General features: G+C 45.5%; 23 protein-coding genes and 1 other annotated feature. Of the genes, 11 read left to right on the top strand and 12 right to left on the bottom strand.

Annotated features, from left to right (window positions below; all coding sequences use genetic code 11):
• Positions 1 to 52: 52 nt before the first annotated feature.
• The 6 genes from efeB to cidR all read right to left on the bottom strand — a co-directional run bounded on the left by efeB (position 53) and on the right by cidR (position 6,475).
• Positions 53 to 1,303 carry an iron uptake transporter deferrochelatase/peroxidase subunit gene (efeB, locus tag ACQVGS_RS01705; RefSeq protein WP_188323367.1) on the bottom strand — a complete coding sequence of 417 codons (1,251 nt, stop codon included), beginning with the start codon at positions 1,301 to 1,303 and terminating at the stop codon, positions 53 to 55.
• Between the two features lie 18 nt (positions 1,304 to 1,321).
• Positions 1,322 to 2,479, bottom strand: a complete 1,158-nt coding sequence (gene efeO, locus ACQVGS_RS01700; protein ID WP_188323368.1) for an iron uptake system protein EfeO — start codon at positions 2,477 to 2,479, stop codon at positions 1,322 to 1,324.
• Positions 2,476 to 3,921, bottom strand: a complete 1,446-nt coding sequence (gene efeU, locus ACQVGS_RS01695; protein ID WP_188323828.1) for a ferrous ion permease EfeU — start codon at positions 3,919 to 3,921, stop codon at positions 2,476 to 2,478. The genes efeO and efeU overlap by 4 nt, the downstream gene beginning before the upstream one ends.
• A 154-nt stretch (positions 3,922 to 4,075) precedes the next feature.
• Positions 4,076 to 4,744, bottom strand: coding sequence for a thiamine phosphate synthase (gene thiE / locus ACQVGS_RS01690; protein WP_106019771.1), 669 nt, complete (start codon positions 4,742 to 4,744; stop codon positions 4,076 to 4,078).
• Positions 4,741 to 5,559: a hydroxyethylthiazole kinase gene (thiM, locus tag ACQVGS_RS01685; protein ID WP_024123305.1), complete on the bottom strand. Its 819-nt coding sequence runs from the start codon at positions 5,557 to 5,559 to the stop codon at positions 4,741 to 4,743. Before thiM ends, thiE begins: the two co-directional genes overlap by 4 nt.
• Positions 5,560 to 5,566: 7 nt before the next feature.
• Positions 5,567 to 6,475 (bottom strand): cidABC operon transcriptional activator CidR, encoded by a 909-nt coding sequence (gene cidR, locus ACQVGS_RS01680; protein ID WP_010332370.1) that lies wholly within the window; start codon positions 6,473 to 6,475, stop codon positions 5,567 to 5,569.
• A gap of 105 nt (positions 6,476 to 6,580) precedes the next feature.
• Here cidR and ACQVGS_RS01675 point away from each other — a divergent pair, with 105 nt between their 5' ends.
• The 4 genes from ACQVGS_RS01675 (at position 6,581) to ACQVGS_RS01660 (ending at position 9,168) form a co-directional block, all read left to right on the top strand.
• Complete coding sequence (locus ACQVGS_RS01675) at positions 6,581 to 6,967, top strand: CidA/LrgA family holin-like protein (protein WP_003222205.1); 387 nt, start codon at positions 6,581 to 6,583, stop codon at positions 6,965 to 6,967.
• On the top strand, positions 6,949 to 7,626 hold the full coding sequence (locus ACQVGS_RS01670; protein WP_044159947.1) for a CidB/LrgB family autolysis modulator: 678 nt from the start codon (positions 6,949 to 6,951) through the stop codon (positions 7,624 to 7,626). The genes ACQVGS_RS01675 and ACQVGS_RS01670 overlap by 19 nt, the downstream gene beginning before the upstream one ends.
• A gap of 107 nt (positions 7,627 to 7,733) precedes the next feature.
• Positions 7,734 to 8,936 (top strand): MFS transporter, encoded by a 1,203-nt coding sequence (locus ACQVGS_RS01665; protein WP_106019772.1) that lies wholly within the window; start codon positions 7,734 to 7,736, stop codon positions 8,934 to 8,936.
• 34 nt (positions 8,937 to 8,970) lie between these two features.
• Positions 8,971 to 9,168 carry a YwbE family protein gene (locus ACQVGS_RS01660; RefSeq protein ID WP_010332373.1) on the top strand — a complete coding sequence of 66 codons (198 nt, stop codon included), beginning with the start codon at positions 8,971 to 8,973 and terminating at the stop codon, positions 9,166 to 9,168.
• 56 nt (positions 9,169 to 9,224) lie between these two features.
• On the opposite strand, the gene ACQVGS_RS01655 is transcribed toward ACQVGS_RS01660, so the two are convergent.
• A protein-coding gene (locus tag ACQVGS_RS01655; protein WP_491830789.1) for an IS3 family transposase occupies positions 9,225 to 10,375 on the bottom strand; the annotation gives its coding sequence in 2 pieces (ribosomal slippage) (positions 9,225 to 10,102 and positions 10,102 to 10,375; 1,152 coding nt in all).
• 116 nt (positions 10,376 to 10,491) lie between these two features.
• Positions 10,492 to 11,679: a class I SAM-dependent rRNA methyltransferase gene (locus ACQVGS_RS01650; protein ID WP_106019773.1), complete on the bottom strand. Its 1,188-nt coding sequence runs from the start codon at positions 11,677 to 11,679 to the stop codon at positions 10,492 to 10,494.
• Between the two features lie 121 nt (positions 11,680 to 11,800).
• On the opposite strand from ACQVGS_RS01650, the gene glxA reads away from it, so the two are divergent.
• Positions 11,801 to 12,181 (top strand): glyoxalase GlxA, encoded by a 381-nt coding sequence (glxA, locus tag ACQVGS_RS01645; RefSeq protein ID WP_010332375.1) that lies wholly within the window; start codon positions 11,801 to 11,803, stop codon positions 12,179 to 12,181.
• 40 nt (positions 12,182 to 12,221) lie between these two features.
• Here the strand turns inward: glxA and ACQVGS_RS01640 are convergent, their stop codons facing one another.
• Together ACQVGS_RS01640 and celB are read right to left on the bottom strand one after the other, a co-directional pair.
• Positions 12,222 to 12,899: a DUF2711 family protein gene (locus ACQVGS_RS01640; protein WP_316961144.1), complete on the bottom strand. Its 678-nt coding sequence runs from the start codon at positions 12,897 to 12,899 to the stop codon at positions 12,222 to 12,224.
• An 89-nt stretch (positions 12,900 to 12,988) separates the two neighbouring features.
• The gene (gene celB / locus ACQVGS_RS01635) at positions 12,989 to 14,323 is read right to left on the bottom strand and encodes a PTS cellobiose transporter subunit IIC (protein ID WP_127696349.1); all 1,335 of its coding nucleotides are present in this window, start codon (positions 14,321 to 14,323) and stop codon (positions 12,989 to 12,991) included.
• 226 nt (positions 14,324 to 14,549) lie between these two features.
• Between celB and epr the strand changes: the two genes are divergently transcribed.
• The 3 genes from epr to sacY all read left to right on the top strand — a co-directional run bounded on the left by epr (position 14,550) and on the right by sacY (position 19,205).
• Entirely contained in the window at positions 14,550 to 16,487 is a 1,938-nt protein-coding gene (gene epr, locus ACQVGS_RS01630) for a minor protease Epr (protein ID WP_106019776.1), read from the top strand.
• Between the two features lie 443 nt (positions 16,488 to 16,930).
• Positions 16,931 to 18,310: a sucrose-specific PTS transporter subunit IIBC gene (locus ACQVGS_RS01625; RefSeq protein WP_095712721.1), complete on the top strand. Its 1,380-nt coding sequence runs from the start codon at positions 16,931 to 16,933 to the stop codon at positions 18,308 to 18,310.
• A gap of 52 nt (positions 18,311 to 18,362) precedes the next feature.
• Entirely contained in the window at positions 18,363 to 19,205 is an 843-nt protein-coding gene (gene sacY / locus ACQVGS_RS01620; RefSeq protein ID WP_044160381.1) for a transcription antiterminator SacY, read from the top strand.
• A 50-nt stretch (positions 19,206 to 19,255) separates the two neighbouring features.
• Here the strand turns inward: sacY and ACQVGS_RS01615 are convergent, their stop codons facing one another.
• Both ACQVGS_RS01615 and ACQVGS_RS01610 read right to left on the bottom strand, forming a co-directional pair.
• Positions 19,256 to 20,116, bottom strand: coding sequence for a glycosyltransferase family 8 protein (locus tag ACQVGS_RS01615; protein ID WP_024123317.1), 861 nt, complete (start codon positions 20,114 to 20,116; stop codon positions 19,256 to 19,258).
• A gap of 110 nt (positions 20,117 to 20,226) precedes the next feature.
• On the bottom strand, positions 20,227 to 20,940 hold the full coding sequence (locus ACQVGS_RS01610; RefSeq protein ID WP_127696348.1) for a YwaF family protein: 714 nt from the start codon (positions 20,938 to 20,940) through the stop codon (positions 20,227 to 20,229).
• A 149-nt stretch (positions 20,941 to 21,089) separates the two neighbouring features.
• Here ACQVGS_RS01610 and ACQVGS_RS01605 point away from each other — a divergent pair, with 149 nt between their 5' ends.
• From ACQVGS_RS01605 to ACQVGS_RS01595, 3 genes are all read left to right on the top strand, one after another.
• On the top strand, positions 21,090 to 21,605 hold the full coding sequence (locus ACQVGS_RS01605) for a MarR family transcriptional regulator (protein WP_106019778.1): 516 nt from the start codon (positions 21,090 to 21,092) through the stop codon (positions 21,603 to 21,605).
• Positions 21,600 to 21,812, top strand: a binding site (T-box leader). It overlaps the preceding gene by 6 nt.
• A 44-nt stretch (positions 21,813 to 21,856) precedes the next feature.
• Complete coding sequence (gene tyrS, locus ACQVGS_RS01600) at positions 21,857 to 23,095, top strand: tyrosine--tRNA ligase (protein ID WP_106021898.1); 1,239 nt, start codon at positions 21,857 to 21,859, stop codon at positions 23,093 to 23,095.
• 151 nt (positions 23,096 to 23,246) lie between these two features.
• Positions 23,247 to 24,614 carry a M28 family metallopeptidase gene (locus tag ACQVGS_RS01595; protein ID WP_316961146.1) on the top strand — a complete coding sequence of 456 codons (1,368 nt, stop codon included), beginning with the start codon at positions 23,247 to 23,249 and terminating at the stop codon, positions 24,612 to 24,614.
• The last annotated feature ends 27 nt before the right edge of the window (positions 24,615 to 24,641 follow it).

The following is a 24,641-nucleotide window of genomic DNA, read 5'->3' as shown; positions in this document are numbered from 1 at the left end:
AACAATAAAAGTTACAACTGTTTTTTAAAAAAGAAGCCCGCATGGCTTCTTTTTATGATTCAAGCAACCGCTGGGCGATATATTCTCCTTTTTTACACCCGCCGGGAATTGCATATAAAGCAGAACCAATCGTTTGCGTATATTCATTTAACGCATCCTTTGCCGAAAGTGCCTTCAGCATGGGAATGAGCTGATTGTCGGGATTTTTTTGAAAGCTGATAAACAGGAGACCTGCATCCATATAACCGGTTTTGGAGTCAATGCCTTCTGTGTAAGAAAAGGCTCTTCGCAAAATTTGTTTCCCCGTAGATTTCGCAAGGCTGACGTGCGAATTTGACGGGATTTGATTCAGCTTGACAGGGTCTGTTTCTTTTTTTTGGCCAAAAGGCGCCCCGGAGCTTTTTCTGCGGCCGAAAGTATCCTCTTGATCCTTCAGGGAAGAGCGGTCCCAAATTTCAAGGAACATTTTGATTTTCCGAAAAGCCATATAAGTTCCGCCTGTCATCCAGTCAGGCTCGCCAGACTGAATCCACACGATCGAGTTCATCAAGGTGTCATCCTTGGTGCTTTGGTTGCCTGTTCCATCTTTAAACCCAAATAGATTGCGCGGCGTTTCTCCATTTTTGCCTCCGCTTAAAAAGCCTTTGTTTATAAAGCGGACTTCACAGGTGCCCACCGCTTGATTCAGCAGGTTTCGCAGCGCGTGAAACGCCACTTGTTCATCATCTGCGCATACTTGGATGCAGATGTCTCCGCTTCCCTGCTTCGCATCGAGATTGTCATTCGGCATCGCCGGAAGAGCAGCAAGGTGTTTCGGTTTCTTGCCTTTCAGTCCGAAACGATCCTTTCCATCTTTTTCGAAAAAGTCAGGCCCGAAGCCAAAAGTAACCGTTAAGTTGGAAGGCGGTAAATCAGCCGATTCACCCGTATCCTGCGGCGGCAGATATTGATTTTTCTGCTCGCTCGACATTTTGTTTCCTGACGTCAGCATTTGTGTCAGGCTGGTCCAGTTTCTGAATAACGTGATGATATCGCTTTTCTCCTTCGCCGTCACATCAAGCGCGGCAAAATACACGTACGTCTGATGGGCAGTGGTGATTCCGGCCTGATGCTTTCCGTAAAATGGAACAACCTGGTCATCCTCTTTTTCGTCCTTCTTCGATGACTTAGCCGCGGTCTGAACAAGCGGAGCGAGACCGCCGAGGCCGCTGGCGCCAATCGCCACGGCCGCTCCAGCCATCGCTCCCCATTTTAAAATGTCCCGTCTGTGAATTTGTTCTGGCTTTTTCTGTTCATCGCTCATGCTGTTACAAAACTCCTTTTATAGCACATTCGCAATCTTCGACATGGTTTCAGAAAGAGTCGTCAGCTTTGTGCTCAGCTCTCTGATTTGATCTTCACTTAATTTATCATAAGACGTATAGGCCTGATCATTCGTTTTGTATTTTGCCATTAAAACTTCAAATTCGCTGAATTCGGTATCCAGCTTTTCCGTCAGATCAGAGTGGTCTTTTACGAGCGCGCTTTTCACAGTTTGATACACAGCCTCGGAGCCTTCAACATTTGCCATAAGATCGACTAAATCGATTCGTGAGTAGCGTTCCTCTTCACCCGTAATTTTAGAAATACCTGCTTCGTTCAGAAGCTCCATCGCGCCAGCCACAATTTGTTCAGGCGTTAATGTCAATGATTCAATCGAACCGTCAAGCTCTTTTACATCCTTGACAAGCTGGTCAGCCGTCGCCTTTTCCCCGGAAATATTTTTATCCTTCCAAATGGCTTTCTCAAGCTTGTGGAACCCTGTCCATTTGTCCCCTTCTTCTACATCGTTTTCACGGGCATCAATTTTCGGGTCAAGATCTCCGAGGCTTTCGGCAATCGGTTCAATTCTTTCGTAATAGACGCGCGCTTTCGCATATAACGTCTTTGATTTTTCAATATCGCCTGCCTTCACGGCAGCTGTAAATGCTTCAGTCGCCTTCACAAGCTGATCGCTCTGCTCTTTGACGTAGTCTTTATATTCATCTGCCGCTTTTGCCAGCTGATCGCTTGCCTTTTTGCTGCTCTTCTTCGCTTCTGTCAGGTCATCTAAGGACGCTTTCAGTGACTCGGATTCTGTCTTGATTTTGTCTGAATCCGGTTTGGATTTTTGCGCTTCTGTGTAGATTGGCTGAAGATGCTTTTCGATTTCTGTGTATTCGAACGGATAGTCGCTGCGAATATCATTTTCAAAAGAAAGCCAGTAGCTGTTTAATTCTTTCCCCTTCTTTTGAATCTCTTTTTGATCAGCTTTTTCAGCTGATTCATTCAGCTCGGAAATCATGTTCTCCATTTTATCAACGGAAGCTGCGATCTCTTTGCTTACTCCGCTTTTATCAGATGACGCTTTTTCTTTAGTTGACGAAGTGTCATTGGCTCCGCATCCCGCACACAGTGCAAGGATGCATCCGGCTGTTACAGCAATCTTTGTGATATTCATTTTGTCAGTTCCTTTCCGTTTGTATAATGTTTTGCCGCTTCTGAGATAAGCGCAATCAGTAAAAATAGCAAAATCAGCAATTGCGGAATCGTACTGTACACGGACGGATAAATTCCGAGAACGGACACAGACGGCAGCCAGCTTTCTGCGTCAGACGGAAGAATCCCCGCGAGCTGCAGGCTGTGGACGCCTGTTCCGAGAAATTTCACGCACATATACAGGACAACCGCCATTGACAGCAGAAAAAACGGCTTCAATGGAATGCGCATTCCGAGCTTCATCATAAGAACACCGACGATGACGAGAACGACAAGCCCCGCGGCTGTCCCGCCGATCAGCTCAGTGAGAGAGAGCTTTCCAACAAGGCCGATGAAAAAGATGACTGTTTCGAGCCCTTCCCTCACGACTGCCAGAAATGCAATGAGCGCAAAGGACAGCAGGCTTCGTTTTTTCAGTGCCTGTGATTTCTGGATATTGATTTTTTCTCTCCACTTGTCCATCGAGGCGTTTCTATGCAGCCACACCCCGACATACAAAAGCATGACAGCGGACAGCAAGCCGGTGATTCCGCCTAGCAAGAAATTGTTTTCTCCGAATACATTCGAGGAGAACAGGAGGGTGACGCCGATTCCGGCTGCTAAGGAAACGAACATGCCGGCTGACGCGCCGCCCCAGACCCATGCAGAAGAACGGGTGACACGGGCTTTTTTTGTCATGGTCAAAAGCGCCCCGATGACAAGCAGCGCCTCCATCCCTTCTCGAATTGGGATCAATGCCGCGTCCCACCAGCTGTAGCTGCTCGAAGCAATCGGCTCAAGCAATTGAATCATTTCGTCAATTTGCTTTATTACCTGATCGGGATGGCTGTCGATTTCAGCCTTCATGAGTGCCAGATTTTCCTCCGATGTGGTATACGCTTCTTTGGATTGGGATACGACGTCTCCTTCTACGGCCAGCCAAGATGTGATTAAGTTGTCGATAGCGGCTGACGCTTCACCCATCTGTTTTTTTTCTATCAATTGTTTTGTGTCTTTTAAGCTTTGAATATAGGCTGTTAAGGACGCCCTTGATTGACCAGAGGATGCCTTCTTCAGTACGGCAGCCTGCTGGTAGGTTTCTAAGTGAGAAGAAAGCTCTTCAAGCTGTGTTTCGAGTTTGTTCGCGTCTTGATTAATGAAAGAAAGAGAAATCATAGCGATATTCGAGTCCATTTTGCTGTGGGATGAAAGGTTTTCCTTCTTAATAGATGGTTCTTCCTTTTTCCACGCCGATTTGAAGGTCTCAAATGTTTGCTGTGCGGAATCTATATCTCCGTCTCGTACAGATTTGATCATTTGCTTGTTTAATTCAAGCAGGGAAGCAATCGGATCATTTTCCGCATGCACCGCCGAACCGAAAAACATCAACAAGCTGAGTAATATAAGTGTCAGCCCCCGAGCCATCATGCTCCTCCTATAATTGAAAATGATTATCATTGTATATCATAATCATAGCCAGTTCCCGATCTTTGTCAATGAAAATTTGAAGGTCTGAAAACCTTGGCGGAACAGCAAAAAGGCTGCCCTTTACAGGACAGCCTTTTGAAGGCAAATCGGGTTATCTGCCGGTCTTATATGTGTGAATAACATCGTAAAATTTGCGTGCGGCTTCTTCCGGATCTTCCGTCAGACTGATAGCGCTGATCATACTGACACCATCAGCCCCCGCTTCGATGACGGGAGCGGCATTTTCTATTGTGATGCCGCCGATGCCGACAATTGGGATGCTGATGCCTTGACGTCTCACCGCTTCAATCAGAGACACACCCTGCACAGCTCTTGTATCCTTTTTTGTTTCCGTCGGATAGATCGGACCAAGACCGACATAATCTGCTCCATCCTCCTCGGCTTGCTTCACCTCAGACATCGTATGGGCGGACACGCCAAGGATCATATCGCCAATGGCGTCACGGACCTCTTTTGCTTTCGCATCCTCTTGGCCGATGTGCACACCGTCTGCCTTCAGCTTCAGTGCCAGCTCCACATCATCATTGACAATAAAAGGGACTCCGGCTTCACGGCATGCCGCCTGAACCTTTGCGCCGAAGGCAATCCGCTCCTCTCCTGTCAATGCGCCTTCGCCCTTTTCACGAAACTGGTACAGAGTGGCACCGCCTTTTAATGCATTTTGCACGACTGCCACAGGATCAGCTTTCGTATTGTTTGAACCCATAATGAAGTAAACAGATAATAGCTCTTTCATCATTTCCCGAGAAATACGTGTCATGAGACTGTCACCCTTTCTATTGTCGCTAGCTCTAGTACATCTTGTTCAGAGACAGAAGACAGCTTGTTCAGCAATTCAATCTGAAAACTCCCCGGACCTTTGTCAGCTGTCTGCTGCGCGGCAAGCTGTGCCGCAACACCATATGAGGAAATCGCAGCGATGGCAGCGTATAACGGATTTTTTTCCACTGCACAAAAAGCACCGACAACTGAAGTCAGAAGACATCCGGCGCCTGTCACCTTCGTCAGCAGTTTGTGGCCGTTATGAAGAGTGTATACGTTAGATGCGTCGGCAATTACGTCGACTTCCCCAGTAATCGCAATGACCGTGTTCAGTTTTTGCGCCGCCTGTTGAGCCAGACGGATGATGTCGCCTCCGCCTTCACCGGCATCGACTCCTTTGATCATCCAATCCGAAACACCGACGGTATGTGCAATTTCCGCGGCATTTCCCCTGATTGCAGAGAGGCGCACCTCACGAATCATCTCACGTGCCGATTCAGTGCGGAACGGTGTCGCTCCAGCCCCCACGGGATCAAGAATGACGGGTACGCCATGTTCATTCGCTGATTTACCCGCAATGATCATAGCTTCGACGGTTTCTTTGCTTAGCGTTCCGATATTTAAAACGAGCGCACCCGCGATTTTCGCCATGTCGGCGACCTCTTCCTTCGCATAAGCCATTACGGGTGATGCACCGAGGGCGAGCAGGCCGTTCGCTGTAAAATTTGTCACAACATTGTTTGTTATACTGTGCACCAGAGGGCTATGCTTCCGGACGGCTGTTAGACGTTTTGCTGCTGATTGTGCATCCATATTAGCATCATCCTTTACTCTCTCTTTTTTTCGGATCCCATAAATACGATTTCGTATGTTCAAGCCAAGCTCTTGCCGCAAAGGACAAATAGCGATCCTTTCTCCATATAATCGCAAGATGCCAAGGGATGACCGGATCGACAAGCGGAATGACTTTGACCTTTTCCGGATCAAGGCCGCGGCATATGCGTTCCGGCAAAAGTCCGATCCCCAGGTTGGCTGACACCATCTCACTGATAAAATCCCATTGTGAGGTTTCGTAAATGATATGGGGTCGGAATCCGGCCTTGATACATTCCATCATAATTCGATTGTGGAGAACAAAATCCTCCCTGAAGAAAATAAAAGGCTCTTCCTTCAAATCTTGTAATCGGCTCTCTTTCTCACCCGCCAGCCGGTGGGAAGGGTGTACGACAAGCATTAATGTTTCTTTTACGATCGTAAATGAATGAAAAATGTCTTCGTTTGCGGGGAGAACAACAACACCGATGTCAAGAGAACCATCCCCAACGCCTTCTTGGACTTTGATAGAGCCGTCCTCAACAAGCTGAAAGGTCACATTCGGATAATTTTCCCGAAAATCGCCGAGCACTCTCGGGAAAAAACCTGAGCCGATCATCGGCGGCAGTCCGATTCGCACATGCCCCTTCTTGACCTCCATAATATCATTTAACTCGGATGTCAGGTTTTGAAATGATTTAATGATTTCCTGCGCCTGCACATACATGCTATGGCCGGCGTCCGTCAGCTCCACCTGTCTGCCGTTTCGGTAAAAAAGCTCGATCCCAAGCTCTGCTTCTAAATTTTTGATCATTTTCGATATCGTCGGCTGGGAAACATAAAGTGATTGGGACGCCTTCGTAAAACTTTTCAGACGGGCGACCTCCAGAAAGTATGTTAAATGGCGGATATCCATGTACTTCACCTCTTCTATAGACAAAAGGAATACTTATTATGCTATATATATATTTTACCTATAGCGAGTCCTTATGTACAATATGAATATAAGGGAGGCATCAATATGAAAAAACTGTTGCTAACCGTTATTCAAATCGCTCTGTTATTTATATTTGCTCGGCTGATTAATTGGGTGACAGCCCTTCTTCATATAAATATTCCCGGCAGTATAATTGGGATTGTGATTCTTTTCACATTATTACACTTTAAAATCATCAAGCTTGAATGGATAGAGCTTGGCGCGGCGTGGCTTCTTGGGGAGCTGCTTTTATTTTTTATCCCGTCTGCCGTCGGAGTGATTGAATACGGAGACATTATGTCAAAATTCGGTGTCAGCATTTTGCTTGTTGTCATCATCAGCACGTTTGTCGTGATGGTGTCCACAGGAACGCTTACACAAATCATTGCAAAAAGAAAGGAGAAAAAACATACGTGTTCATCGGAATTGTAAGTTTGTTATTAACGGTTTTGGTGTATTTAGGAGCAAAAAAAGTATATTCTCGTTTTCCGCGAGTCTATACGTCGCCGCTATTGGTGACGCCCGCTGTGTTAGTCGGTCTGCTGCTGCTGGTGAATGTCCCGTACGAGACATATAATCTCGGCGGTGAAGTGCTGACCGATATGCTTCAGCCGGCTACCGTGGCATTTGCGATCCCGCTTTATAAATATTTCCCTGTTTTAAAGAAATACGCAGTGGAAATTATTTTAAACGTCGCCCTCGGCTCATGCATCGCGATTATTTCTACAGCTCTTATTGCGAAATGGCTTCACCTCGGAACTGGCTTGATTGACAGCCTCGTTCCAAGATCAGTGACAACGCCGATCGCCATGAACGTATCTGAAATGATCGGCGGAATGCCTGCGGTCACAGCCATATTTGTCATTTTGACTGCATTGTTCGGCACCGTCATCGGCCCGATGGTCATCCGCTATTTCCGCATTGATAACGAAATTGCGCGGGGCGTGCTGCTCGGCACAAGCGCACATGGAGCGGGCACATCTAAAGCATTTGAGCTTAGCTCAGTGTCCGGCACGATTTCCAGCGTGTCAATGATCCTTGCGGCGATTATGACGCTTTGCGCGGCGCCGTTTTTACTTTCATTTATGTAGGAAGAAAAAACTGTCCTGGCAAGGGCAGTTTTTTTGTGTCTCCTTCCATTGAAAAGCTGCAAAATTACAATATAATGTAATTTGTGGATACCAAAGGAGGCACCCCCATGCATAACTTGCAGGTGAAACGGCACTACGCAGCATTAAAAGGATTTTATTTGTTTGCTTTCCTGGGCACAGGCAGTATCATTCCGCTGCTCAGTATGTATTTAACAAAGGAACAGCATTTAAGCGGCTCACAAGTCGGCTTGATTATGTCACTCGGCCCGATTGTGATGATCTTTTTCCAGCCGTTTTGGGGTATGCTGAGTGATTATACGCAAAAAACAAAAAGCCTGCTTGCGGTTTGTACATCTGTAACAGGTGTCATCGGGCTCGGCTACATCGCATTTGACGGCTTTCCCCTGTTTATTCTGATTGCGGCCTGTTTTGCAGCCTTTCAGAGCACAATCATTCCATTGTCAGACAGCATTTCTTTACGCTACACACAACAAACAAACGGAAACTACGGCGGAATCCGCCTGTTTGGTTCTCTCGGATTCGGCATTGCGGTGTTTGTCATGGGACAGGTGACGAATCAGCTGTACCCCATTCACGTCATCTTTATCTTTGGCTGTGCCTTTCTGTGCATGGCAGCCATATTGGCCTCACAGATGCCGGGCCAGCAGAAAACAAAAACAAAGATCAATATCCGCAAAGGGTTCCGGGAGCTGGTCAGCAACAAACCTTTCCTCATCTTTATGATCATCACCTTTACGACATTTGCACCAAATTTAGCGAACAATACATACTTCAGTCTGTTTCTCGACAAAAGCGGCGCGTCTCTTTCCGCCATTGGCCTTTTATTTTTTATCGGAGTGATCTCAGAAATTCCGTTTATGAGGTTTGCGCAGAAATTCATAGATAAAATGGGATTGCTCAATGTCATCATACTGTCCGGCGGGGTTTCATTATTCAGATGGACGCTTTACTTCACAGAGCCTTCGTTATGGATCATTTATGCGACGGTATGTCTCCAAGGCGTTTCTATTGGTTTATTTATTCCGGCGGCGCTGCAGTACGTCAAAAAGATTACCCCGAGCCATGTGGAGGCGACAGCGCTAACCATGTACGCCGCCATCGGCAACGGATTCGGCAACTGGTTCTGTACGTTTGTTGGCGGATACATTTTTGACTACGTTTCCATCTTCGCGGTCTATCTGCTCTTCGCCATTCTCAGCATAGCGGGCGCAGGGCTGACATTATATTTAATAAAAGCAGAAAAAAATAAACATACGCTTCATCAGCCGGCTGTTACTTTTAAACCATAACGACTATAATGAATAAAAAGAAAGGAAGTGTGCTATGAACGGGCAAGAGCGGAGCAGCATTTCTAAAGGATTACAGGTTGATATTGTCTTGAAAGCGGATCAAAAAACAGGAAAACTGACGCGAGGCACAGTGAAGGATATTTTGACGAAATCAAGCTATCACCCGCACGGCATTAAAGTCCGTCTGGAAGATGGCCGTATCGGACGCGTCCAGCAAATCATTTCTACATAAAAAGCTGCCCTGAACGGGACTGACCCCCGTTTTTGAGACAGGGATCAAAACACCTTTTATACAGCCAATTGCCGATAGCTTATCGGTGATTGGCTGTTTAGTTTCGTTTGAATACGAATGTTGTTATAATAATAAATGTATTCTTTGACAGTGCGTTCTACGATGGCGGTCGTGGTTCGATCAATGCTGTTAAGATAGAACGTTTCAGACTTTAGTGAGGAATGAAACGATTCGATGGAGGCATTATCAGCGGGCGTCCCTTTGCGGGACATGCTCATGGTAATGCCTTTTGTTTTAACAGCTTTCTGATACTCATAAGATGTATACACAGATCCTTGGTCACTATGTAACACGCAGTTCTGAGACAGTGTTGGCAGCTGATCAAGTGTGTTTAAGACAAAGTCTGTGTCCTGCTTATCTCCAATCGTGAAAGCAATTACTTCTCCATTGTATACATCCAATATACTGGAAAGATACAATTGTTTCTGTCCATAAGGCAAATACGTGATATCCGTTACTAGTTTTTCAAGAGGATGATCGGACTGAAAGTTCCGATCTAATATATTATCAACCACGGCATATGGCTGCCCATTCTTCTTGCGCTTTTTCACCTTAACCCGGCACTGCCACTGATTTTTCTGCATGATACGCTGAACCGTTTTATGGTTAATACGCATTTCCTTTTTTAATATAGCTGTAATTTTTCGATATCCATATCGATACTTGTGCTCTCGGCACAACGTGCCGATTTGTTTTTCCAAATGGCGCTTGGGATGATCTTTCATCAGGTTCTTCTTCCAACGATAATAAGACGCTCGTGAGATACCTAAATGAACACAGATATTCTGTACGGTCATTGTGCCGTGCAATACTTCTACAAGTTCGACTGACGTTTGGCTATCAACTTCCTTTCCAATTCGTTGTACTTTTTTAAAACTTCATTTTGTTGTCTCAGATAACGGTTCTCTGCCTGCAGTTTCTCTAATTCGGAAGAATACTCCGGACCTTTTCCGTAAGTGTATTGCTTACCAACAGGCTGTTCAAATCGATGTGTATCCCCAGCTTTATGCCATCTAACCCATGTCTGAACCTGCGTCTTATTCTTGATATTCAATTCCTGCATGATCGCTTTCATAGGCACGCCTGCCAATCTCATTTCTACAGCCTTATGTTTGACTTCAATCGGATAACTCATTCTTGTTCCCATACAAAAAACACCTCCAAGTCTTATTTCGGATAACAACTATCCGTTTTCAAACTTGAAGGTGTTTTTTATTTGTCTCATCTTATGGGGTCAGTCCCGAACCGGGCAGCTTTTTTCTTTTATTTTTTCTGCAGAAAGACAACTTTTAAGTAATTGCCTTCCGGATATGCTGACATCGTTTTAAAGTCCTCCGGCAATGTAAATTCCTCTATAATCGTATAGCGTTCATTTGTTTCTTTGAACGCGGTATCGATAAAGCCTTTGAATTTCTTCATTCCGAAGGCGCTGCTGTTTGTAGAGGCGACAATGATGCCCTTGTCGGCTGTAATGGCGATCGTTTCCTTCAGCAGATTTTTATAATCCTTGGCCGCGCTGAAGGTGCGTTTTTTTGTGCGGGCAAAGGATGGCGGGTCGAGAACAATCAGATCAAAGCGCAGATCCTTTTTCGCCGCATATGAGAAGTATTTAAAAACATCCATCACTTTAATATCGTGCGCCTCGTAATCCAGCTTGTTCACGCTGAATTGCTCGATCGTTTTGGCCAGACTTCGATTTGCCACGTCCACGCTTGTTGTTTTCTCCGCTCCGCCAAGCGCTGCCGCCACTGAGAACGCACCTGTATAAGAAAACGTGTTTAAGACGTTTTTTCCATTGGCATAGCGGTCTCTGATCGCTTTGCGCACATGTCTTTGATCTAAAAAGATGCCTGTCATGGCGCCTTCGTTTAAATCAACCGCGTATTGTATCCCGTTTTCTTGAATGATGATCGGGAACTCGCCTCTTTCTCCCTTCACGAAGTCATCATCCTCGACATACTGTCCAGCCGTATCGAAGCGTTTCTTTTCGTAAATCGCTTTATATTCAATATCCAGTTCATCCAGAGCGGCAATGAGCGTTTCTTTAAAGGTGTAAATGCCTTTGCTGTACCATTGGAGCAGCAGGTATCCGTCATAATAATCAACAGTGACGCCGCCGATGCCGTCGCCCTCCCCGTTGAAGAGACGGAAAGCCGTTGTATCAGGCGTCGCAAAAAGATTTGCACGCGCTTGTACCGCTCTTGTTAATTTACTGAGGAAAAATGCTTGGTCGATTTGTTCATTTTTATTGCGGGTGAGCGTCCAGCCGACCCCTTTGTTTTGCAGGCCGTAATAGCCCCTTGCGAGAAACTCGCCGCTTTCAGACACGACATCAACGAGGTCGCCTTCTTTGACGTGCCCCGCACTGCCGGTGAGAGCTTCCTTTTCGATGAGCGGATAGCCTTTTTTGATTTTTGCAGCGTGTGCTTGCTTTAGGGTGAGTAGCTTCATATATGTTCGTCCTCTTTCTGTTTGCTTTTTCTTATCGTACCACAAAACGCCAAGATGTCTTCATTGACAGAAAGGAAAGGTTTTTCTACGATAGACAAAAAGAGTTTCTAGGAGGAACAGCATGGCAAAACGAATTGACCATACAGGCATTATGGTAAGGGATATTAACGCGTCCATTTCATTTTATGAAGAGGTTCTCGGCATGAAATTGAAGGACCGCATCACTCATACGAACGGTATTATCGAGCTTGCTTTTCTTGGCTTTGAAGATGGTCCGGAAACAGAAATCGAACTGATTCAAGGCTACAGCAGCGAGCTTCCCGCCGAAGGTAAAGTGCATCACATTGCCCTGCTGACTGATGACATCGCGGCCGAATATACAAAAGCGGAAAGAATGAATGCGAAATTTATCGACGAAGAGATCACAACACTTCCAAACGGGTATCGGTATTTTTATATCGAAGGCCCTGACGGCGAGTGGATAGAGTTCTTTCAGCGGTAAGAAAAAAGAACGCACCTCTGTTTAGAGGTACGTTCTTTTCTTATCTATACCAATTCATATACGCGGTTTCATCGCAAAACATGGCCTCCCAGCCCATACGCTGAACCATGTCATGAATGTTTTCATCTTTCGCAAGAAAAACATTAATGAATGAGTCATATACACTCATAAATACAAAATCCATTTTCTCATCAGTCAACATGAGCTCTGCGGCGGCTTCATCAAGAACCGTCCGTAAGTTAGCCTCAGTTGTGTCCAGAAAGCCGCTGTTTTCCACAATTGGTTCTGAGTAATAAAACCGATTGGACCCGTTGTAACGAAGCACTTTTACCAAACCGGGAATATGAACATTTGAAATATGGTCCTCACTGGGATAAAAGAGATCTCCTTTTAAGTTCGCGTGTAAAAGTTCAGCCACATCCTCTCTCGCGTACTCATCCCTTAAAGCAAATATCGATGTCTTCAAAGCCAGCGCCAGCTCTGCATGTGTTTGGAATCCGCATGAAGACATGATCTCTTTCCATGTAACTGCTTTTCCTTTTTCCCTTACTTCTTGATCATTTGGATAAATATGCTCATACTCATTTTTTCTCTTAGCTTTTTCCCATCCTTCAGGCATTTGAATAAAAGGAGAAAATAAAATAGCAGCTGATGTATATTCAACTGGTAGTTGTTTTAAGATTGGTGATTCGTCATCTAACCATATGTATTCTAGCATGGGCACCCCCTTTACATATTCTAACATTTACTTATAGTTGATAGAAGATCATCAGCCCTTTAACAGCTGATGATCTATTACAGCTTACATCACGTCGCATTTTTATCCCCGGATTCAACCGCACTCTCTTCCTTCCATTTTTGATGATCCCATATTCTGAAAAACGGATAGTAGATAGCACATGTAATGAGCAGGTTCACCAGCTGCATGACCGCTCCAGATACTTTTCCGCCTGTCGCCAGGTACCCTGATATGAGCGGCGGCATGGTCCATGGCACGGCGATTCCGGCAGGCCTTGCCACCAGTCCTGTGCTCATGCCGATATAAGTGGCGGTAATTGTGAGGAGCGGGGCTATGATGAACGGAACGATAAGGAGCGGGTTCATCACAATCGGCATGCCGAAAATGATCGGCTCGTTGATGTTAAATAGCGCAGGACCAATCCCTAATCGGCCGAGCTGCTTCATCTGTTTGCTCCGGGACCGCACAAGCATTGTGAGTACAAGCGCCAGCGTTGCTCCGCTTCCGCCGACATTGATCCAAATTTGAAAAAACTGAGTCGTAAAAATACTCGGCAGCGCCTCGCCCGCTTGAAACGCGAGACGGTTTGCATCCATGGCGCCATACCAAATCGGCGCCATAATACCGCCGATGATCGAAGCGCCGTGAATGCCGCACGCCCAAAGCAGCATTTGCACGAATTCAGCGATCAGACTCCCGCCGAGGCTGCCGCCAAGGATGGAAAGCGGCGTGCCGAGCAGGTCTCCGACGACATTGTGCAGGCTTTTAAAAGGCGTCATTTCAATCAGAAGACGCGCCAGCCATATAAGAAATACGATAATAAAGCCGGGAATCAGCGCGACAAATGATTTACTTACTGCCGGCGGCACGCCGTCAGGCATGTTAAACACAATATTTTTTTGAATGATGTACCGATAGACTTCAGTCGAAAACAAGGCGATGATCATGGCGACAAACAGTCCCTTGCTGCCGAGCAATGTAATGGGAATTCCGCCTCCGATCATGATTGATTCTGTTGAGCCATCCGGCGTAAAAGGCACCTCGAACGGCGTTGCCAATAAGAAGGCTGCAATTGAAATCGCTCCGGCCGACAGGGCATCAACACCGTAGCTTTCCGCCAGCCGATAGGCGATCCCGAAAGCCGCAATCATTGCCATAATATCGAATGAAGCATTAACAGGATAGCCGAGCTTATCCGCCCACTGTTCCCCAAACACGCTCGTCATAAAATCAGCATAACCGGGAATCGGCAGACTGGTTAAAATCAAAAAGACAGAACCGATAATAATCAGCGGCATGGTCAAAACAATTCCGTCACGCAAAGCGCTGAGATGCCGCTGCCCGGCAATTTTCCCAGCGACAGGCATGATTTTTTCTTCCATCACCCGAGTGAACGCGCTCATCTGAAAAGCCCCCTTTTTTCACTGCTTTGTAAACAACCTTTGCAATGTTTTCTTTATCTTATTTTGAAAACGCTTACAAATTCATGCGGAAAATTTCCTCTTTCTGTGGAAAAAATCTGCATTCTTCTGAACAACCCTGTCAACGAAGAAATCTTTCCTCTTTATTATCAAAATCACATTTTCCTCCGATATATATATCAAACATCATAGAAAAAGGAGCAGAACCATGAAAACCACATTTTGCAAACTTGTTGTATCAGTCACTCTGTTTTTCAGTTTTCTCGCCCTAGAGCCTCTTGCACATGCAGAAACCAGCAGCGAGAAAGAGGTCATTGTGGTCTATAAAAACAAAGACGGCAAGGAAACCGTCCTGGACAGTGATGCTGAGGTTGAGCAGCAGTATCAGCATCTTCCGGCGGTAGCTGTTACAGCAGATCCAGAGACAGTAAAAGAATTCAAACAGGATCCTGATATTTTGTATGTCGAAAACAATGTCACGTTCACTGCAGCGAACAATACAGACCTCAAAGTACTGTCAGAGAACGCCGACACCACTGACAACTTCGAACAATGGAATCTTGAACCGATTCAGGTCAAACAGGCTTGGAAGGAGGGGCTGACAGGCAAAAACGTCAAAATCGCTGTCATTGACAGCGGGATCTCCCCCCACGACGACCTGTCGATTTCCGGCGGGTACTCAGCTGTCAGTTACACCTCTTCTTACAAAGACGATAACGGCCACGGAACACATGTCGCCGGGATTATCGGCGCTAAGCATAACGGCTACGGAATTGACGGCATCGCACCGGAAGCACAAATATATGCGGTTAAAGCGCTGGATCAGAACGGCTCGGGAGATCTTCAAGGTCTTCTCAAAGGGATCGACTGGTCGATAGCGAATGGAATGGATATCGTCAATATGAGCCTTGGCACGTCTTCAGACAGCCAGATTCTTCATGACGCCATGGACAAAGCATATGAAAAAGGCGTACTGCTCGTTGCCGCAAGCGGAAATGAAGGAAACGGCAAGCCAGTAAATTACCCGGCGGCATACAGCAGTGTCGTTGCAGTGTCAGCGACAAATCAACACAATCAGCTTGCAGCCTTTTCAACAACAGGAAATCAAGTTGAATTTTCAGCACCGGGAACAGACATCACGAGCACGTATTTACATCAATATTACGCGACGGGAAGCGGCACATCCCAAGCGACCCCGCACGCCGCTGCCATGTTTGCGTTATTAAAACAGCGTGATCCTGGTAACACGAACGTGCAGCTTCGCGCCCTCATGCAGAAAAACATCGTTGATCTCGGAATTACGGGCCGCGATCAGCAATTCGGCTATGGCCTGATCCGGTATAAAGCCCAGCAGGCAGATAAAGCGTACGCGGCGGCTGAGCAAGCGGTCAAAAAAGCCGAACAGACAAAAACACAAGCCGATATCGACAAAGCGAAAAAGCTCGTCAGCAAGCTGCCTAATTCCAGCGCCAAAAAAGCTTTGCAAAAAAGACTGGATAACGTTCAGGCATACAGAAATGTAAAAGACGCGAAGGACAAAGTGGCAAAGGCAGAAAAGTATAAAACCCAGCAAACCGTTGATACAGCACAAGCCGCGATCAACAAACTGCCGAACGGCACGGATAAAAAGAACCTGCAAAAACGGTTAGATCAGGTCAAGCGCTATATCGTATCAAAGCAAGCAAAGGACAAAGTCGCCAAAGCGGAAAAAAGCAAAAAGAAAACAGATGTCAGCAGCGCTCAATCGGCAGTCAGCAAGCTTCCGGCAGGCTCAGAAAAAACGTCCCTGCAGAAGCGTCTCAACAAAGTGAAAAGCAGCAATGTAAAAAAGGCGCAGCAATCAGTCGCCGCAGCGGAAAAGAAATCAACTGACGCAAACGCGGCGAAAGCCCAAAAGGCCGTCAATGAACTTCAGTCCGGAAAAGACAAAACGTCATTGCAAAAACGGTTAGATAAAGTGAAGAAAAAAGTGGCAGCAGCTGAAGCCAAAAAAGTCGAAACAGCCAAAGCCAAAGTGAAAAAAGCGGAAAAAGACAAGACAAAAAAATCAAAAACAGCCGCTCAGTCCGCAGTAAATCAATTAAAAGCATCCCATGAAAAAACAAAGCTGCAAAAACGGCTGAACGCCGTTAAGCCGAAGAAATAATTGAAAAACCTTTAAGATGAGTGTTACGTCTTAAAGGTTTTTTCGTCTGTTAAACTGTGTACGCAACCTTTTTCCCATTTGCTTCACAGGCTTTTCATACTATTGCTATCCTGCTGTGAACAGCATAAAATGAACGGTATTACAGATATCAACTGCATATTGCGGGATTGTGACTGGCAAGCAGGCAAGACCCAACGATGCAAAGGGAGTATTAGTGCCTAGAAAAAGAAGGCATTTTAACTCTTCTTTTCGTGTTGGGCTCGTAACGGCGCCAATGACATTTCTGCTTTATATGTTTCGTAATGCCCCGTCACCCGACGAGGGCATTTTTTGATGGCTCTGCACGCTTTACATTTTTCTCACTTTTTTCATTTTGATTGTCAACTTTTCATTTGATACGATGAACAAGCCGACTTTTCTTCAGCAGAGGAGGTTTTTATTGTTTGCAAAAAGAAATTGCGAAAGAATTATTGCTCCTCGCAGGAGGAAAAAGCAACATTATCAGCATCAGCCACTGTACAACTCGTCTTCGTTTTGAAGTAAAGGATGAAACGAAAATCGACATACGTGCTATTGAGAATCTGCAAGGTGTGCAGGGCACCTTTTTCAGATATGGCCTGTTCCAGATTATTTTTGGGGCAGGTATCGTCAACAAAATTTATAAAGAAGTCGTTTGTGTGTGGGAGGCATCGCCTTCTGAAGAGGCTGTTCAAGAGAAACATGCCAGACGTAAACTGAACCCCGTCACAACATTTGCTAAAACGCTGTCCGATATTTTCATGCCGATTATCCCGGCGATAACAGCAAACGGTTTGCTCATGGGGCTGATCGGCATGATTCAGGTCTTTCACTGGTTCTCTGCCGACAGCCCGTGGATCAAAATGCTGGATCTCGTGTCCAGCACCGCCTTTATTCTGCTGCCGATTTTGGTTGGCTTCAGTGCCGCCAGACAATTTGGCAGCAACCCATTTTTAGGGGCATTGATAGGAGGGCTTCTGACTCATCCTGATTTGCTTGATCCATCCATGCTCGGCAGCAAAACCCCCGCTTCCTTAGACATATGGGGGCTGCACATTCCATTGATGGGCTATCAGGGCGCCATTATACCGATTCTTCTCTCCATTTATATCATGAGCAAAATTGAGAAGCTTTTAAAAACGATTGTGCCCAAGTCACTTGATGTCGTGATCATTCCCTTTATCACTGTGATGGTGACAGGATGTCTCGCACTGATTGTGATGAACCCCGCCGCAGCTATCATCGGCCAGGTCATATCACAATCGATTGAATACATTTATCACCACGCGGGCATTGCTGCCGGTGCTCTTTTCGGGGGCATCTATTCCACTATCGTTCTATCAGGCTTGCATCATAGCTTTTATGCGATTGAAGCGACTTTGCTTGCTGACCCTCATGTGGGTGTGAACTTTTTGGTGCCGATATGGTCAATGGCGAATGTGGCGCAAGGCGGAGCGGGACTGGCGGTTTTCTTCAAAACGAAGCAGTCAAGCCTGAAGAAAATCGCGCTCCCCGCTTCCCTTACCGCTTTTTTAGGCATTGTGGAGCCAATTGTTTTCGGAGTAAATGTGAAGCTGATCCGCCCCTTTATCGGAGCCGCTATTGGAGGCGCTCTCGGCGGGGCGTATGTAGTTGGGGCACACGTCGTTTCGAATTCCTACGGACTGACCGGCATCCCGATGATTTCAATCGTGCTGCCGTTTGGCATTGCGAATTTTGTTCATTATATGATCGGTTTTTTGATCGCGGCCGTCTCTGCTTTTATAGCTACATTGTTTCTCGGGTTTAAAGAAGAGACAGAATAACTGGATTTATTCGATTTCATTCATAAAACGGGGGATGAAAGGACAAAAAGCTATGAAAATTAAAAGAATCTTAAATCATAATGCAATCGTCGTAAAGGATCAAAATGAAGAGAAGATTCTCTTGGGGGCAGGAATTGCGTTCGACAAAAGAAAAAATGATATTGTCGATCCGTCTAAAATCGAAAAAACATTCGTCAGAAAAGATACACCTGACTATAAACAATTCGAAGAGATTTTAGAAACATTGCCGGAAGACCATATTCAAATCTCCGAGCAAATTATTTCCCATGCTGAACAAGAACTCAACATCAAAATCAACGAACGGATTCACGTTGCGTTTTCAGACCACCTCTCATTTGCGATCGAACGCCTGAGCAACGGAATGGTCATCAAAAATCCGCTGCTGAATGAGATCAAAGTTCTTTATCCGAAGGAATTCCAAATTGGCATGTGGGCTAGAGCGCTGATTAAAGAGAAACTGGGCATTGAGATTCCTGAGGATGAAATCGGCAATATCGCCATGCACATTCACACAGCGAGAAACAACGCCGGCGACATGACACAGACACTTGATATTACAACGATGATCCGTGATATTATCGGCATTATTGAAACCCAGCTGTCAATCAACATTGTGGAGGATACCATTTCTTACGAAAGGCTCGTGACCCATTTGCGCTTTGCCATTCAGCATATCAAAGCAGGCGAAACCATTTACGAGCTGGATTCAGAAATGATCGCCATCATTAAAGAAAGATTCAAGGATGCTTTCCTATGCGCCAAAAGCATCGGCACATTTGTGAAAAAAGAATACGGCTTTGAATTTCCTGAAAAAGAACTGTGCTATATCGCCATGCATATTCAGCGCTTTTATCATCGGTCAGTGGCCCGCTGACAAACAAAAAACGCTTTTGAGATGATCAAAAGCGTTTTTTCATATATAGATTATTGATTGATAGCCGGGTTTCCGATCGTATTCCACTTTGTATAGGACATGTAATGGAAATACTCATCGCGATACGGATGTTTTGTATTGGAGTTCCAAGGCTTTTCTCCGCCGCAGAAGTGGACGATTGCCGGGTTTTCTCTCGTTTCATTATATTGCTTCCGTCCTAACAGTGTCGAAGGTGTTTTCAGTTTTAACATGATGTATGTTTGAGCGTTCCAGCGCGGATGAAGCTCATACCACTTATCATATAAGATCGCGTTCAGCGCATCTTGGTCATGTAACACAAGAAAATCTTCAGAACCGTTTTCATTGATAAAGTTGAGAACTTTTTCTGTGATGTTTTGCTTTCTCCAAGGTTCCATATCAATAACCATAATACCAGAGTTAAAATATTTTCCCGTGTCAGTGATATTCATTTCTTTCAAACGTTCATGCTGCCCCGCATCTTCCACAGCAGCAACGGTGTATGGAGCGATGTCCAAGTCCCATAGTTTCGAAATATCCTCGAGGACAAGTGCATCACAATCGACATAAATCATCCGCTTAATGCTCTCATCCTTAATTAAGTCAGGAATCGAAATGCGGTAATACGCCGCTTTTGTAATGTGGCTGCTTTCCACAGCATGTTCATACTGGTTGGCATCCACTTCTAAAAACTCAATCGGCACGCCGAACTTCAATGTGGTTTCTTCCAGCCTTTTTTTGTTATCAGGCTCAATTCCCCCATCAATCACATATAGCTTTACTTTTCTGTTCTGGTCCATGTTTGTCAATAAAGAAACGAACATCCCACCTAAATGACGAGCATAATTATCATCTGCGCATGATACGATATGCATAATTTCATCTTTCTTCAATGGTATTCATCTCCCTTTGTGTTGTACAAGTTACATTCCCTTTTTCAGAAAATTAAACACTAATCTCCAATATTTTTTTGAATAGAATGTGCTTTACAACAAAAAAGGTGTTATTTTTTGAATATCCGATAAAGCCAATAAAGGATGAAAAAGCTCGCGATCGTAATGGCTTCAGCTGAGGCGATATACCATGGCCAAGGCCCGAGAACATCCAATAGCGAAGAACCGCCCGGCTTTTTCGTTAAATACATATAATTCGCATTCAGCCAGCGGTCAACCAGATAAATGATGCCTCCGTACAGATTGACAATCAATACAGTCACCCATAAAGAGCGCTGTCTGAGTCTGTACGTGCCAATCACCGCCATAAGCAAACAGGACAGAAACACGGATCCGTGCGACATAAAAAAGAGAATATACCGCACATGCGGAAATGAGAACATACCAAGGTCTGGGGTCAGAAGCGCCTGAAGGGAGCTTCCGATGCCGACAAAATACAAAAACACAAACAGCTTTCTGCTTTTTGTCACCAGCATAATAGCTGATAAATACACAGACAAGTCACTCAGCTGAAGGGGCAGAGAAGTCCGCACCGACCACCTGCCCGCGGCGATCATCCATATTTGGTAACCAATTTGTGAAGCAAGCAAAAGAAACACAAACAAATAGCGCAGAAATGTACTGAATGCTGGCCGGCTGAGTGGCCGGCGGAACAAAAACAAAAGAATGGCAAGCATGCCGATCAAGCTTAATGTCACTGCATGCTCTGTCGAAAACAGATGAAACGGATCATGTTTATACACGCCTTGAACATATTTTTGCACAACTGCACCCCCGTCTGCGGGTTTTTCTTTATTGTGGTGTTCTTTTGGCTTTTTTTATGCAACCGAAAAATATAGGCTTGAAGTTCACCATCGTCTCTGCTACAATTCATTTCATAGCTAATGATTCTGATAATTTAAGGCGGCGACAAATGGAACGTTTAGATAAACAGCAGCAGCTTCGCAAAGAAGAGCATGACACACTAAGCAAGCTTAAACAAATGCCCGTTGAGTCACTCAACCTGGAAGCCATTTCGATCGCGACGAATCTGTATCGGTCTGCGCAAAGGCTCCGTGTCAAAATGGAGACTGAGGTTCTTTCTTCTTACAAATTATCTTGGACCGCTTTCTCCATTCTTTACGATCTATGGGTATGGGGCAAACTCGAAACGAGAAAAATCGCTGAGCTGTCAGGCATTTCAACAGCAACAGCAAGCAACGTGATCAAAACGCTCGAAAAAAAGGGCTTTTGCTCCAAAAGCATCGATCCCAGAGATCGGCGACTGGTTTTTGTCACAATCACTGAATCTGGCAAACAAGCGATCGAAAACCTCTACCCCGAGTTTCACAAAGGGGAAACGCAATTGATTACGGGCATGACAAAAGAGGAGCAGAAAACCCTGACAGGACTGCTTAGAAAAGTAGCGGACAATCTTCATACATCATAAGCTTTGACGGGAATCCAGTAGCGGTTTGTCTCCCTGTTTCAGAGAGCCGGCGGAAGGTGCGAGCCGGCACACAGGCAAAAGCGAATTACCTCCCCGAGCTTTCTTTGTGAACGTTAGTAGCAAAGGACGGGAAACCGTTATTCGAATGAGCGGAAGACAATGTCTTCAACCAGGGTGGTACCGCGTGCATTGAGCCACGTCCCTTATCGGGATGCGGCTCTTTTTGTGTTTCTAAAAAAGGAGGAAGAACGATGAAAACATTTGATCAGCTCACAGCAGCACAGCAAAAAGAAGTCGAAAGACAGCTTAATCTATATATGACAGGCGCCCAAGAAGTCATACCGCCGGAGGAATTAAAGGCCAAGCTTGTCAAATCGATTGCGGCAGGCACACCGCTAAAAATTAAACTCGGATTAGATCCTTCTGCACCGGATGTTCATCTGGGACATACGGTCGTTTTAAACAAGCTTCGCCAATTTCAAGAAAACGGCCACATTGTGCAGCTCTTGATTGGCGATTTCACAGGAAAAATCGGTGATCCGACAGGCAAGTCCGCGGCCAGAAAACAGCTGACCGATGAAGAGGTCAAGCACAACGCCAAAACATACTTCCAGCAATTCGGGAAAGTGCTTGATCCAGAAAAAGTCGAGCTGCACTACAACTCGAAATGGCTGAAAACATTGCATCTGGAGGACGTTATTGACTTGGCAGGCAAAATAACAGTAGCCCGCCTGATGGAACGCGATGACTTTGAAGAACGCATCGCCATGCAAAAGCCGATCTCCCTGCATGAATTCTTTTACCCGTTGATGCAGGGATACGATTCCGTCGTTCTGGAAAGCGATATTGAATTAGGCGGAACAGACCAGCATTTCAATGTGCTGATGGGGCGGCATTTTCAAGAACGATACAACAAAGAAAAACAAGTCGTCATCCTGATGCCGCTTTTGGAAGGCTTGGACGGTGTTGAGAAAATGTCGAAATCGAAACACAACTACATCGGCATTGACGAACATCCGAACGACATGTACGGGAAAACAATGTCACTGCCCGACAGCCTGATGAAAAAATACATTCATTTGGCAACGGACTTGGAGCTTGAAGAGAAAAAACGGCTCGTGAAGGACTTAGAAACCGGCGCCGTTCACCCAAGGGATGCCAAAATGCTTTTAGCCAAAACGATTGTCCGAATGTACCACGGATTAGAAGCCGCTGAAGCAGCCGAACAATCTTTCAAAACAGTCTTTCAGGAAAACAGCCTGCCTGAGGATATTCCGGCTGTGAACTGGAAAGGTGAGAAAACGATCGCGATGACCGATCTGCTCGTCACTCTTGATCTTCTCTCTTCGAAAAGCGAGGCGCGCCGCATGATTCAAAACGGCGGTGTCCGGATTAACGGAGAGAAAATAACAGACATTAACGCCGATGCAGAGATAGAGGAGAATATGATCATCCAGGTCGGCAAACGCAAGTTTTTAAAACTCCAATAATTTGATGTCCTGACGCTTATGAAATCGGCTTTCATAAGCGTTTTTTTCAGGTATAAAGAACTGTCTTTTCAAAAATGCGCTTCAATTTGCAGGAAAATCCTTTAGCATCCCGAAATATTCCCCATCCAAACATTAGGGGAGGTTCATATTTATGAAAAAGCTTTTGACTGTAATGACGATGGCCGTTTTAACGGCCGGCACGGTTCTCTTGCCGGCACAGAGTGTCACCCCTGCTGCGCATGCTGTTCAAATATCAGATAGCCAGCGCGAGCTCCCATTCAAAGCAAAGCGCGCATACTCAACCATTTCACAGCTTAGTGAAACAATCGGCCCCAGAATAGCCGGGACATCTGCCGAAAAAAAGAGTGCCTTATGGATCGCTTCATCCTTGAAAAAATTAAAACTGGATGTGAAGGTTCAAACGTTTGGCATTCCTGACCGACTTGAAGGAACGCTATCCTCAGAAGGCCGTGAGATCCTCATTCGGGCGGCATCCGGCTCTACACCAACTGAAGAAAAGGGCCTCAACGCTCCGCTTTATCACGCCGGTTTAGGATATCCTGATGATTTCTCCGCTGACGCCAAGGGGAAAATCGCTTTGATTTCAAGAGGAGACCTGACATTTTATGAGAAAGCCAGGAATGCCGAGACAGCCGGCGCAACGGCTGTGATCATTTACAATAATAAGGAAAGCCTTGTGCCTGTCACCCCAAATCTATCAGGAAATACAGTCAGCATTCCTGTCGTCGGAATTAAGAAAGAAGACGGTGAAACTCTTATCCAGCAAAAAGAAGCAACCTTACAACTAAAAGCATTCTCAAACCAAACCTCTCAGAACATCATCGGTATCAAAAAACCAAAGAACATCAAAAATCCTGATATTGTCTACGTTACAGCCCATTATGACAGTGTTCCTTTCTCGCCCGGCGCAAATGACAACGGATCAGGCACATCTGTCATGCTGGAAATGGCACGCGTCTTGAAAAGCATTCCTTCTGACAAGGAAATCCGCTTTATCGCCTTTGGCGCTGAAGAGCTCGGCCTGCTCGGCTCCTCTCATTATGTAGATCATCTATCAGAAAAAGAGTTGAAACGAAGCGAAGTGAACTTCAACTTAGACATGGTGGGTACAAGCTGGGAGAATGCGTCTGAGCTGTATGTCAACACATTGGACGGACAATCTAACGATGTTTGGGAATCCAGCCATACGGCCGCTGAAAAAATTGGATTCGACAGCCTGTCTCTGACACAGGGAGGCTCATCCGATCATGTGCCGTTCCATGAAGCCGGTATAGATTCCGCTAACTTTATTTGGGGAGATCCGGAAACAGAAGAAGTAGAGCCATGGTACCATACCCCTGAAGACTCTATTGAACATATCAGCAAAGAACGCCTTCAGCAGGCTGGCGACCTTGTGACAGCCTCTGTCTATGAAGCTGTGAAAAAAGAGAAAAAACCAACCGGCAAGAAGGCACATATCAAGGCAAAAGCCTCTGATATTTATGAAGATATCAAATAAAAAAAGACGGCACATTGCTGCCGTCTT

It is taken from the genome of Bacillus sp. SD127 (assembly GCF_058566445.1).
This window is presented reverse-complemented; position numbering and strand designations above follow the sequence as displayed.